The sequence below is a fragment of the Aquincola tertiaricarbonis genome (assembly GCF_023573145.1).
Taxonomy (GTDB): domain Bacteria; phylum Pseudomonadota; class Gammaproteobacteria; order Burkholderiales; family Burkholderiaceae_C; genus Aquincola; species Aquincola tertiaricarbonis_B.
This window is the reverse complement of sequence record NZ_CP097636.1, coordinates 1,389,862-1,401,992: the sequence shown is the minus strand read 5'-3', so window position 1 is coordinate 1,401,992 and position 12,131 is coordinate 1,389,862. Positions and strand designations below refer to the sequence as shown.

12 protein-coding genes are annotated in these 12,131 nt (G+C 70.1%); 6 read left to right on the top strand and 6 right to left on the bottom strand.

The genetic code is table 11. The features are described 5' to 3' along the window. Nucleotides 1-92: 92 nt before the first annotated feature. On the top strand, nucleotides 93-404 hold the full coding sequence (gene rpsT, locus MW290_RS20720) for a 30S ribosomal protein S20 (RefSeq protein ID WP_250199568.1): 312 nt from the start codon (nucleotides 93-95) through the stop codon (nucleotides 402-404). 112 nt (nucleotides 405-516) lie between these two features. Here the strand turns inward: rpsT and MW290_RS20715 are convergent, their stop codons facing one another. Beyond that, entirely contained in the window at nucleotides 517-861 is a 345-nt protein-coding gene (locus MW290_RS20715; RefSeq protein WP_250199567.1) for a DUF3579 domain-containing protein, read from the bottom strand. A 193-nt stretch (nucleotides 862-1,054) separates the two neighbouring features. On the opposite strand from MW290_RS20715, the gene MW290_RS20710 reads away from it, so the two are divergent. Both MW290_RS20710 and argF read left to right on the top strand, forming a co-directional pair. Then, nucleotides 1,055-2,263: an aspartate aminotransferase family protein gene (locus MW290_RS20710; protein WP_250199566.1), complete on the top strand. Its 1,209-nt coding sequence runs from the start codon at nucleotides 1,055-1,057 to the stop codon at nucleotides 2,261-2,263. Beyond that, a complete protein-coding gene (gene argF / locus MW290_RS20705; RefSeq protein ID WP_250199565.1) occupies nucleotides 2,260-3,195 on the top strand; it encodes an ornithine carbamoyltransferase in 936 nt (311 codons plus the stop codon). The genes MW290_RS20710 and argF overlap by 4 nt, the downstream gene beginning before the upstream one ends. Nucleotides 3,196-3,284: 89 nt before the next feature. On the opposite strand, the gene MW290_RS20700 is transcribed toward argF, so the two are convergent. From MW290_RS20700 to MW290_RS20675, 5 genes are all read right to left on the bottom strand, one after another. Then, nucleotides 3,285-4,856, bottom strand: coding sequence for a methyl-accepting chemotaxis protein (locus MW290_RS20700; RefSeq protein ID WP_250199564.1), 1,572 nt, complete (start codon nucleotides 4,854-4,856; stop codon nucleotides 3,285-3,287). A 141-nt stretch (nucleotides 4,857-4,997) separates the two neighbouring features. Next, on the bottom strand, nucleotides 4,998-5,501 hold the full coding sequence (locus tag MW290_RS20695) for an OmpA family protein (protein WP_250199563.1): 504 nt from the start codon (nucleotides 5,499-5,501) through the stop codon (nucleotides 4,998-5,000). A gap of 45 nt (nucleotides 5,502-5,546) precedes the next feature. Further along, a complete protein-coding gene (locus MW290_RS20690) occupies nucleotides 5,547-6,215 on the bottom strand; it encodes an alpha/beta hydrolase (protein ID WP_250199562.1) in 669 nt (222 codons plus the stop codon). Nucleotides 6,216-6,257: 42 nt separating this feature from the next. Next, nucleotides 6,258-7,718 carry a sensor histidine kinase gene (locus MW290_RS20685; RefSeq protein WP_310740162.1) on the bottom strand — a complete coding sequence of 487 codons (1,461 nt, stop codon included), beginning with the start codon at nucleotides 7,716-7,718 and terminating at the stop codon, nucleotides 6,258-6,260. Then, nucleotides 7,715-8,380, bottom strand: a complete 666-nt coding sequence (locus tag MW290_RS20675) for a response regulator transcription factor (protein WP_250199561.1) — start codon at nucleotides 8,378-8,380, stop codon at nucleotides 7,715-7,717. Before MW290_RS20675 ends, MW290_RS20685 begins: the two co-directional genes overlap by 4 nt. A gap of 144 nt (nucleotides 8,381-8,524) precedes the next feature. On the opposite strand from MW290_RS20675, the gene MW290_RS20670 reads away from it, so the two are divergent. From MW290_RS20670 to MW290_RS20660, 3 genes are all read left to right on the top strand, one after another. Beyond that, on the top strand, nucleotides 8,525-8,950 hold the full coding sequence (locus MW290_RS20670; protein WP_250199560.1) for a tripartite tricarboxylate transporter TctB family protein: 426 nt from the start codon (nucleotides 8,525-8,527) through the stop codon (nucleotides 8,948-8,950). Nucleotides 8,951-8,963: 13 nt separating this feature from the next. Beyond that, complete coding sequence (locus tag MW290_RS20665; RefSeq protein ID WP_250199559.1) at nucleotides 8,964-10,472, top strand: tripartite tricarboxylate transporter permease; 1,509 nt, start codon at nucleotides 8,964-8,966, stop codon at nucleotides 10,470-10,472. Between the two features lie 205 nt (nucleotides 10,473-10,677). Next, nucleotides 10,678-12,096, top strand: a complete 1,419-nt coding sequence (locus MW290_RS20660; protein ID WP_250199558.1) for an MATE family efflux transporter — start codon at nucleotides 10,678-10,680, stop codon at nucleotides 12,094-12,096. Nucleotides 12,097-12,131: the final 35 nt, after the last annotated feature.

The following is a 12,131-nucleotide window of genomic DNA, read 5'->3' as shown; positions in this document are numbered from 1 at the left end:
CCGGAGCCCAGGCCGGCGGCGCGCGATTATGCCGCCCGCCGCTGGCGTGCTATACTCGCTGGCTCCGCATCACCCGGCAACCCACATATCCTATGGCAACCTCTTCCAAAGCCAAGAAGAAGACCGTCCGCCTCGCCTCCGGCCGCAAGCGCGCGCGCCAGGACGTGAAGCTGAACGCTGCTAACACCGCCCTGCGCTCGAAGTTCCGCACCGTCGTCAAGAACGTGCAGAAGGCCGTGGTCGCTGGCGACAAGGCCAAGGCCACCGAACTGTTCGCAGTCGCCCAGAGCGTCATCGACTCGGTCGCTGACAAGGGCATCTTCCACAAGAACAAGGCTGCCCGCCACAAGAGCCGCCTGTCGGCCAAGGTCAAGGCCCTGTCGGCCGCGACCGCCTCGGCCTGATAAGCCGGCCAGTCGGGTGATGAAAAAAGGGCCTGCTCTGCAGGCCCTTTTTGCGTTGGTGCATCGCCAGAAAGCGCCACACCCGTGAAGGGCGCGTCGGCGGCACCCGCCCTCAGCCCTTGGCGGGCGGCGGCACGTCCGGCAGCACGCACACTTCGGCCACCTGCAGGTCGTTGTCGCGGGCGAAGTTCATCACGAAGTCCCAGGCCATGGGCTCGATCTCTTTCAGCGCCTCGCTGATCAGCACCGCCTTCACCGACCCCACCGACGTGGGCACGCAATAAGGCGAATAGCCGATGCGCGCACCCGGCCCGCCCACGGTGCCGCCCGGCCGGAAGCACGACATGGCGCCCGCCAGCCGCTCGGCCCAGTCACTGGGACGGAAGGTGCGACCTTCCTTGGTCAGGCCCTGCACGACGAATTCGCGCGGCTTGGGAGGGGGTGTCAAAGGCTTCATGCAGGGTGTGTATCCGGCGCGGCGCGGGCGGGTCCGCTGCCGACAGCCCGCGATTGTGCCTTGAGGCTGTTGCGCCGCAGCAAGCTCGGGCATCACGCACGGGCAGAAGCCGTGTGGTGCTGCTCAGACCCTTAGAATCCGGCCCCTCTTGCCCATCAGACGGGCTTTCTGACGCCCCGCCGGAGCCATCTTCATGACCGTTGACACCGCCCTGCCGACCGAGCCGCACGTGATGCACACCTACGGCCGCCTGCCCATCGCGCTGTCGCACGGCCGAGGCTGCAAGGTCTGGGACACGCAGGGCCGCCAATACCTCGACGGCCTGGGCGGCATCGCCGTGAACACCCTGGGCCACGCGCACCCGAAGCTGGTGCCGGCGCTGCAGGAGCAGATCGGCCAGCTGATCCACTCTTGCAACTACTACCACGTGCCGCTGCAGGAAACGCTGGCTGCCAAGCTGTGCGAGCTGTCGGGCCTGACCAACGCCTTCTTCTGCTCCACCGGCCTGGAAGCCAACGAGGCGGCGCTGAAGATCGCCCGCAAGTACGGCCACGACAAGGGCATCGAACGGCCCGAGATCATCGTCTACGAGAAGGCCTTCCACGGCCGCTCGATCGCCACGCTGTCGGCCACCGGCAACGTCAAGGTGCAGGCCGGCTTCGGCCCGCTGGTGGAAGGTTTCGTGCGCGTGCCGATGAACGACCTGGCCGCGGTGGAGGAAGTGGCGCGCACCAACCCCAACGTGGTGGCGGTGTTCCTGGAAACCATACAGGGCGAAGGCGGCATCAACCCCGCCCGCACCGACTACCTGAAGTCGCTGCGCCGCCTGTGCGACGAGCAGGACTGGCTGTTGATGCTGGACGAAGTGCAGTGCGGCATCGGCCGCACCGGCAAGTGGTTTGCGCACCAGTGGGCCGGCATCCAGCCCGACGTGATGCCGCTGGCCAAGGGCCTGGGCTCGGGCGTGCCGGTGGGAGCGGTGGTGGCAGGCCCCAAGGCGGCCAAGGTGTTCGGCCCGGGCAACCACGGCACCACCTTCGGCGGCAACCCGCTGTCGATGCGCGCCGGTGTCGAAACGCTGCGCATCATGGAAGAGGACGGCCTGCTGGAGAACGCCGCGCGCGTGGGCGGCCTGCTGCGCACCGCCATCGAGCGTGAGCTGGAAGGCGTGGAAGGCTTCGTCGAAGTGCGTGGCCAGGGCCTGATGCTGGGCATCGAGCTCGACCGCCCCTGCGGCGAGCTACTGGGCCAGGCCTGTGAAAAAGGCCTGCTGCTGAGCGTGACCGCCGACCGCGTGGTGCGCCTGGTGCCGCCGCTGATCCTCAGCGCCGAAGAGGCCGCGCAGATCGTGGCCATCCTGTGCCCGCTGATCAGGCAGTTCCTGGCGGGTGGCAAGGCATGAAACCGGGAGCCCGTCTGATGAAGCATTACCTGCAGTTCAAGGACTTCCGGGCTGAGGAATACAGCTACCTGTTCGAGCGGGCGCTGATCATCAAGCAGCGCTTCAAGAACTACGAGAAGTACCAGCCGCTGACCGACCGCACGCTGGCCATGATCTTCGAGAAGGCCAGCACCCGCACGCGCGTGAGCTTCGAGGCCGGCATGTACCAGATGGGCGGCTCGGTGGTGCACCTGACCACCGGCGACAGCCAGCTGGGCCGGGCCGAGCCCATCGAGGACAGCGCCCGCGTCATCAGCCGCATGGTCGACCTGGTGATGATCCGCACCTACGAGCAGAGCAAGCTGGAGCGCTTTGCCGCGCATTCGCGCGTGCCGGTGATCAACGGCCTGACCAACGAGTACCACCCTTGCCAGATCCTGGCCGACATCTTCACCTACATCGAGCACCGCGGCTCGATCCAGGGCAAGGTGGTGGCCTGGGTGGGTGACGGCAACAACATGGCCAACACCTGGCTGCAGGCGGCCGAGATCCTGGGCTTCACGGTGCACGTGAGCACGCCGGGCGGCTACGAGATTGACCCCGCGGTGGCCGGCATCAAGAACCCCGACTGCTACCGCGTGTTCGCCGACCCCAAGGAAGCCTGCGCCGGCGCCCACCTGGTGACCACCGACGTGTGGACCAGCATGGGCTACGAGGCCGAGAACGAAGCCCGCCGCCAGGCCTTTGCCAACTGGTGCGTGGACAGCGCGATGATGGCCGAGGCCCAGCCCGACGCCCTCTTCATGCACTGCCTGCCAGCCCACCGCGGCGAGGAGGTCACGGCCGACGTGATCGACGGCCCGCAATCGGTGGTGTGGGACGAAGCCGAGAACCGCATGCACGTGCAGAAGGCCCTGATGGAGTACCTGCTGCTGGGCCGCATCGGCGGATGAGAGCCCCCAAGCTCGCTGCGCTCGCGCCCCCCCGAGGGGGAGCTCAGTCCCTTGGGGCGGGCCGGCGGGACTGAGGGCGGCCGAGGGGTTTAGCCAGCGCTGGCGGACTCCCTCAGCTTGAAGGTGCCCACCAGCGCCGTCAGCCGGTCGGCCTGCTGCTTCAGGCTGTCGGCGGCGGCCGCGCTTTCTTCCACCAGCGCGGCGTTCTGCTGGGTCACGCTGTCCAGCTGACCCACCGCATGGCCCACCTGGCCGATGCCGGTGGACTGCTCGCTGGTGGCCAGCGAGATGGCAGCGATCAGCTCGCTGACATGGCGCACCTGGGCCACGGTGTCACCCATCGACGCGCCGGCCGCCTGCGCCTGGCGTGAGCCGGCTTCCACCCGGCCCACACTGTCGCCGATCAGCGACTTGATCTCCTTCGCAGCCTGGGCCGAGCGCTGGGCCAGCGCCCTCACCTCGCCCGCCACCACCGCAAAGCCACGGCCATGGTCGCCCGCGCGGGCCGCCTCCACCGCGGCATTGAGCGCCAGCAGGTTGGTCTGGAACGCAATGCCGTCGATGACGCCGATGATGTCGGCGATGCGCTGCGAGGCCGCGGCAATGTCCTGCATGGTGGCCGCCATCTGGCCCACCACCGCGCCGCCCTGCGCGGCCGCGGCCGAGGCCTGGGCCGCCAGCTGGTCGGCCTGGCGAGCCGTCTCGGCATTGCTGCGCACCGTGCTGCTGAGCTGCTCCACCGCGGCGGCGGTCTGCTGCAGGTTGCTGGCCTGTTCCTCGGTGCGCTGGCTGAGGTCGGCGCTGCCGCCGGCCACGTGGGCCGAACCGGTGGCGATGCTGTCGCTGCTGTGGCGCACCTGCCCCACCAGGTCGGCCAGGCGGTCGCGCATGATGCGGATGGCGCCCACCACGCTGCGTGAGCGGCCCGGCGGCAGCGCGAAGTCGACGCTGAGGTCGCCTTCGGCGATGGCCTGGGCCACCTGCAGCACCTCACGGGGCTCGCCGCCCATCTGCAACGTGATGGAGCGGGTGATCAGCAGCGCGGCACCCGCGCCCAGCAGCAGCGCCAGCAGCGACACGCCCGCGATCAGCTTCAGCGCCAGCTGGTAGGTGTGCTGGCCGTCGGTGGTCAGTTGCTCCGCCATCCGGGTGTTGTAGGCCCAGACGGCATCGATCGCGCGCGCGGTCATGCGGTAGTGCTGCTCGGCTTCGCCCAGGAACAGCCGCCGCGCCGCGGGCCCTTGCGCGGCATCGCCCACGGCCTGGTTGGACAGCGCATGCAGCTCTTCCCAGGCTGCGGTGGCCGCCTGCAGCTGGGCCATGACCTCCAGCCACAGCTGCCGCTCCTCCTCGCTGGACAGCAGGCGTTCGTAGTCGGTCGCGCCCTGGCGCAGCCGCTCGCTGGCCGCCTGCCAGGCCGACTCGATGTTCGCGCGCTCGGCCGGCGATTCGGTGAGCAGGTGCTTGGCCTGCAGCGTGCGGATCTCGTCGATGCGGTCCTGCCAGCCCTTGATGGCCGTGAGCGAAGGCGTGACGTTGGCCGTGTAGTAGTCCAGGGCCTCGTAGATGACCCGCGCTTCGCGGGCCGACAGCGCGGCCATGGCCAGCAGCAGCGCCAGCAGCAGGCCGAAGCCTGCGGCCAGGCGCGTTCCGATCTTCATGTTCGCCAGTGCATGCATGTTGGTGTCTCGTGAGTGGTGTGGGTGTGAGCCCTGGCTGCGCTATCGGCGCCAGGAGCCACCACAAGACGGCAAAAAAAAGCCGGGCAGTGCCCGGCTTGGTGCATGCAGGCGGAAAAGCCGTCAGTCCACCAGGCGCAATTCCACGCGGCGGGCTTCCTGCTCGGAGCCGCTGCCGGTGGTCACTTCAGGCCGGCGCAGCTGCACGCGGGCGGTGTCCACACCCGCGGCCACCAGCGCGGCACGGGCGGCCAGCGCGCGCTGCTTGGCCAGCTCGGCGTTGCGGGCGGCGTCGCCCGTGGCGTCGTGGAAGCCCGAGAGCACCACCTTGCGGGCCGGTGCGGCGGCCAGCGCTTCCATCACCTTGCTCAGCTCGGCGGCGGCATCGGCCGGCAGCGTGGCCTGGGCGGTTTCAAAGTACAGCGTGCCCGCCAGGTCACCCGTCAGCGGGCCATCGATCAGGATCACTTCCTCGACCACGGCCTTCACGTCCTGCGGCGCGGCGTTGTTGATGCGGATCTGGCGCACCACCATCGAGGCGATGACGCTGATGACCACCAGCGCCACGACGCCGAAGGTGATCCACAGGCCCACGCGGGTGGTGTCGTCCTTGTCTTCCTGGTACATGTCGGCGCTTCCTCGCTGCAGCGTTTATCAGTTGAGCCCGCGATTCTAGCGAGCCAGCACCTTCAGCAGCCAGTCGTTGAGGTCGCGCACCTCCTGCGCGCACACCGAGTGCTGCATCGGGTAGGTGTGCCAGGCCACGTCGTAGCCGGCCTCCTGCAGGGCCTGGCGGGTGCTGGTGGCGCGGGCCAGCGTCACCACGCCGTCGTGCAGGCCATGACCCAGGAAGATGGGCACCAGGCGGTTCGCGTCATGGGCCTCGGCGGCCAGCGTGTCGGCCAGCGGCAGGTAGCCCGACAGGCCGGCGATGCCCGCCAACCGCTCGGGGTAGCGCAGCCCCGTCAACAGCGACATCGCGCAACCTTGGGAAAAGCCGCCCAGCACGATGCGGTGGGCCGGCACGCCGCGTTCACGCTCGCGGTCGATCAGCGCGGCCACCTGCTGCTGCGACTGGCGCAGGCCGGCTTCGTCCTCGCGGCGCACCAGGTCGGCGCCCAGGATGTCGTACCAGGCGCGCATCACGTAGCCGCCATTGATGGTGACCGGCATGGTGGGCGCCTGCGGGAAGATGAAGCGCACGTCGCCCACGGCCGTGAGGTCCAGTTCCTGGGCCAGGGGCACGAAGTCGTTGCCGTCGGCGCCCAGGCCGTGCAGCACGATGATGGACGCGCTGGGCGCGTCGCCGGTTTGCAGTTCGATGGTTTGCAGCAGGCTCATGGCGGTGGATGTGAAAACGCGGGGCGCGTGGAAGCGCGCATCCTAGACGGCCGGCGGTGCCGAGGCGCGGAACACCAGCGCCAGCCGCGCGCCGGGGCCGGGCTGCGCCGGGCCGGTGAGCAGCCGCGCCTGCAGCAGCGCCGCATAGCGCGAGACGATGGCCAGGCCGAGGCCGGCGCCCTCGCCCAGCGCACGGCCGGGCCCGCCCTGCTGCCAGCGCGCCAGCAGGCGCGTGGTGTCGGCGGCGGCGGCGGCCTGGGGTGATGCGGCGGCCAGGCCGGGCCCGTTGTCCTGCACCCAGAGCTGCACCTCGCCGCCTTGCGCCTGAAGGCCCACCGTCACCTGCGGCGGGCTGCCGTCGGGCGGGCGGCCATAGCGCAGCGCGTTGTCCAGCAGGTTCTGCAGCGCACCTTCGATCAGCGCCTCGTCGCCCAGCACCCAGGCGGGCTCGTCCAGGCCCTGCGCGCCCAGGTCCACCCCGGCCGCATCGGCCTGCGGCATCGCGCGCAGCAACACGCGGCGCGCCAGTTCGTCCAGCGCCACCGGCTGCAGCACCAGGCTGCCCGTGGCCTCATCGGCCAGCGCGATGGCCAGCAACTGGTCCACCAGCCGGCTGGCCCGCGCCTGGCTGAGCGCAATGCCCTGCAGCTGCTCGCGCCATTGCTGCGGATCGCTGCTCGCCAGCCCGTAGTCGGCCAGCGCGCGGATGCCGGCCAGCGGCGTGCGCAGTTCATGGGCCACGTTGCCGGCAAACTCGCGCTGGCTGCGCAGCGCATCGCTCAGCCGCGCCATCAGTGCATCGATGGACTGCACCAGGCTTTGCACGTCGGCCGTGCCGGCACGCACCGGCAGCGGTTGCAGGTCGGTGGCGTTCCGGCGGTTCAAGGCCGATTGCAGCTCGGCAATCGGCTGCAGGTCGAGCCGGATGGAGCGGCGCAGCCACACACCCAGGCACACCAGCAGCAACACCTGGGGCGCGGTGGAGTACAGCAGCAGCCGGCGCAGCAGCGCGCCGCGGTAGCGCATGGTCTGGGCCACCACCAGGGTGAAGGGCTGCGGCTGGGTGCGGTCCAGCACCACGGCGCGCATCGGCTCCTCGTCCAGCGGCAGGTCGGCGAACTCGAAGGCGGCGGCCGGCTGCCGGCGCGGCAGCTGCAGCCGCGCATCGCCGGCCACCAGCGTGCCATCGGGCCGGCGCAGCGCGAACACCACCGATTCCGACTGGTCGAACAGCACGGCGCGCAGCTCGTCCACCGTCAGCGTGACCTGCAGGTCGCCGCCACGGGCCTGCTGCACCGCGGCGGCCAGGCCCAGCGCGTCGTCCAGCAGCGCGCGGTCGAACACCGTGGCCGCGAAGTACGAGCCCACCGCCGCCGCGGCCAGGCTGCCAACCAGCCACACCACGCCCAGCGGCAGCATCACCCGGCGGGCCAGGCGGCTGTCCAGGCCCGGCAGGCGGGCAGCGGCCGGCGCCGCGCGCCGGGGCGGGCGGCGGTGGATCACGCCTCGGCTTCGATCGCGTAGCCCAGGCCCCGCAGCGTGCGGATGACCACGCCACCGCCAACCAGCCGCTTGCGCAGCCGCGAGACGAAGACCTCCAGCGCGTTGTCGCCCAGGGCCTCGTCCAGTGCCGAGAGCTTGTCGGACAGTGCCCGCTTGGCCACCACGCGGCCGGGCGGCGTCATCAGCTCCCACAGCACCTCGAACTCGCGCGCCGGCATGTCGATGGCCTCGCCGCGCAGCAGGAAGCGGCGGGCCTGGCGGTCCAGCATCAGGCCGCCCAGCTGCACGCGGTCGCCACCGCCGCTGGCGCGGCGCACCAGCGCACGCAGCCGCGCTTCCACCTCGGCCAGGTCGAAGGGTTTGCCCAGGTAGTCGTCGGCGCCGGCATTGAGGCCGGCAATCCGTTCCTCGGTGCGGTTGCGGGCGGTGAGCACCAGCACCGGCGTGTGGTCGCCGCGGGCGCGCGCTTCCAGCAGCGCGGTGATGCCGCTGCCGTCGATCAGGTTGATGTCGAGCACCACCACGTCGAAGGGCTGCTCGCGCCACAGGCTGCGGGTGTGGGCCAGCGAGCCCACCGCGTCCACCCGGTGGCCAGCGCCTTCCAGGCTCTTGCGCATCACGCCACACAGCACCGCATCGTCTTCGGCCAACAGGATACGCACTTGTACTTACTCGCTTGGTCAGTCGCCGGTCAGGTGCCCCGGAGGATAAACGCGCACCGGCGTGATCGAGCGCCTGGCGCCTGCAAGCAAGGAGAGACAAGGGTGCTCAGCATCAAGAACCAAAAGGACTTCTGGTCGGGACTCATGTTCCTGATCATCGGCATCGCCTTCGCCTGGGGCGCGACCAGCTACAGCTTCGGCTCGTCGGCACGCCCGGGGCCGGGCTACTTCCCGTTCGGCCTGGGGCTGCTGCTGGCCATCCTGGGTGCGGTGGAAGTGATCAAGGCACTGGCCATCGACACCGGCGACGACAACGAGATCGGCGCCTGGGCCTGGAAGCCGCTGATCACCATCGTGGCCGCGGTGGCGGTGTTCGGCTTCGCCCTGCCCACGCTGGGCATGGCGGTGGCGCTGCCGCTGCTGGTCATCGTTTCGTCCTTCGCGGGCGATGAATTCAACTGGAAGGAAGTGCTGCTGGACAGCGCGGTGCTGACCGTCGGCAGCTGGGCGGTCTTCAACTGGGGGCTGAACCTGGTGATTCCGCTGTGGCCCACGTTCCTGACGCAGTAAGGAGGCCACGCACATGGACCTGATCCACAACCTCTCGCTGGGCTTCGGCGTCGCCTTCACGGTGCAGAACCTGCTGTACGCCTTTGGCGGCGCGGTGCTGGGCACCCTGATCGGCGTGCTGCCGGGCCTGGGCCCGGTGGCCACCATCGCGATGCTGCTGCCCAGCATCTACGCGCTGGACGCCACGCCCGCGCTGATCATGCTGGCCGGCATCTACTACGGCGCGCAATACGGCGGCTCCACCACCGCCATCCTGATCAACGTGCCGGGTGAATCCAGCTCGGTGGTCACCGCCATCGACGGCTACCAGATGGCGCGACAGGGGCGCGCCGGGGCGGCTTTGGCGGCGGCCGGGCTCGGCTCGTTCTTCGCCGGCTGCGTGGGCACCATCATCATCGCGGCCTTCGCGCCGCCGTTGACCGAGCTGGCCTTCAAGTTCGGCCCGGCCGAGTACTTCAGCCTGATGGTGCTGGGCCTGATCGGCGCGGTGGTGCTGGCCTCGGGCTCGCTGCTGAAGGCCATCGCGATGATCATCCTGGGCCTGCTGCTGGGCCAGATCAACACCGACGTGATCAGCGGCACGCCGCGCTTCTCGTTCGACATCCCCGAACTCACCGACGGCATCGGCTTCGTCGCCATCGCGATGGGCGTGTTCGGCTTCGGCGAGATCATCGCCAACCTGGGCATGCCGGCTGAAAGCCGGGAGGTGTTCACCAAGGACGTGAAGGGCCTGTGGCCCACCAAGCGCGATTTCCAGGAGGCCTGGCCTTCGGTGCTGCGCGGCACGGCCATCGGTTCCATCCTCGGCATCCTGCCGGGCGGCGGCGCGCTGCTGGCGTCGTTCGCTTCATACACGATGGAAAAGAAGCTCACCCGCAACCCGAGCCGGCCTTTCGGCAAGGGCGCCATCCAGGGTGTGGCAGGTCCGGAGTCGGCCAACAACGCCGGTGCGCAGACCAGCTTCATCCCGATGCTGACGCTGGGCATTCCGCCCAACGCGGTGATGGCGCTGATGGTGGGTGCGATGACCATCAAGGGCATCCAGCCCGGCCCGCAGGTGATGACCAGCAACCCGCAGCTGTTCTGGGGCCTGATCGCCAGCATGTGGGTGGGCAACCTGATGCTGATCATCCTGAACCTGCCGCTGATCGGCATCTGGATCAAGCTGCTGACGGTGCCCTACCGCTTCCTGTTCCCGGCCATCATGGTGTTCTGCACCATCGGCCTCTACACGCTGAACAACAACGCCTTCGACGTGTACATGGGCGCCGGCTTCGCGCTGGTGGGCTACATCTTCTACAAGCTGGGCTGCGAACCCGCGCCGCTGCTACTGGGCTTCATCCTGGGCCCGATGATGGAAGAGAACCTGCGCCGCGCGCTGCTGCTGTCGCGCGGCGACTGGGGCACCTTCATGACGCGTCCGCTGTCGGCCGGCCTGCTGATCGCCGCCGCGCTGATGGTGGTGGTGGTGGCGCTGCCTTCGGTCAAGCGCAAGCGCGAAGAGGCGTTCCAAGAAGATTGAACCGCCCGCTCGCCGGGCCGCCCCAAGAGCGGGCGCGCCACCTCGGGGGGCCGCGAACGCAGTGAGCTTGGGGGCCCGAATGTTTCCTGGCATCGGCCGCGGCCCATCCGCGGTCGATCTTCGCCCCGCCACCGTCAGGTGCCGGGGCGTTTTCACATCCGGCCGCCGCGCGTGCTAGGCTGCACCATCGCATGATGGTTGTCATATGACAAAAGCCGTACCCGCTGCCGCCCTGGACCCGCGCACCCGTGCGCTGCTGGAAGGGCCCATCGCCCCCACCCTGCTGCGGCTGGGCGCACCCAATGTGCTGGTGATGTTCGCCCAGGCCTCGGTGGGCCTGATCGAGACCTACTTCATCGGCCAGCTGGGCACCGATGCGCTGGCCGGCGTGGCGCTGGTGTTCCCGGTGGTGATGCTGATGCAGATGATGTCCTCCGGCGCCATGGGCGGCGGCATCGCCTCGGCCATCGCCCGCGCGCTGGGCGCGCGACGGCGCGACGACGCCAACGCGCTGGTGCTGCATGCGGTGCTCATCGCGCTGGGCTTCGGCCTGGCCTTCATGGCGGCGGTGCTGCTGGGCGGGCCGGCGCTGTACGGGCAGATGGGCGGGCGCGGCGCCTCGCTGCAGGCGGCCCTGCTGTACTCCAACTGCGTGTTCGCCGGCGCGGTGCTGGTGTGGCTCTTCAATGCGCTGGCGGCGGTGATCCGCGGCACCGGCAACATGGCGGTGCCGGCCATCGTCACCTCGGTGGGGGCGGTGCTGCTGGTGCCGCTGTCGCCCGCGCTCATCTTCGGCTGGGGGCCGTTGCCGGCACTGGGCATCGCGGGCGGCGCGGTGGCACTGCTGCTGTACTACGCGCTGGGCACCGTGGCGCTGCTGGCCTACCTGCGCTCTGCGCGCAGCCTGCTGCGGCCCACCTGGCGCGGCGTGCCGCTGCGCTGGCCGCTGTTCCGCGCCATCCTGGGCGTGGGCATCGCGGGCGCCATCTCCACCGTGGCCACCAACGTGGCCATCGCCATCGCCACCGGGCTGGTGGGCCGTTTCGGCGCCGCGGCCATCGCCGGCTACGGCACCGCTTCGCGGCTGGAGTACCTGCTGGTGCCGCTGGTCTTCGGCCTGGGTGGGCCGCTGGTGGCCATGGTGGGCACCTGCATCGGCGCCGGCCAGCGTGAGCGGGCCCTGCGCGCCACCTGGGTGGGCGCCGGCCTGGCGGTGCTGATCACCGAAACCATCGGCGTGGCGGCGGCGCTGTGGCCGCATGCGTGGCTGCGCCTGTTCGACCACGACCCGGCCATGCTGGAAGCCGGCGCGCTGTACCTGCGCACCGTGGGGCCGCTGTACGGCTTCTTCGGGCTGGGGCTGGTGCTGTACTTCGCCTCGCAGGGCGCGGGGCGGCTGGGCTGGCCGGTGGCGGGCAACCTGGCCCGGCTGACGATCGCCGGCGTGGGCGGCTGGCTGGCGCTGCGCTGGCAGGGCGGGCTGGCCGGCGTGTTCCTGGCACAGGGTGTGGCGCTGGTGGTCTACGGGCTGGTGAATGCCTTCACCACCGCAGGCGGTGCCTGGTTCGGGCGGGTGGGCTGGCCCGCCACGCCGGGGCGCCTGATGCAACGCCTGACGCCCTGAAGCCGCACCCCCCCACAAGACCGCGGCGCCTGGTG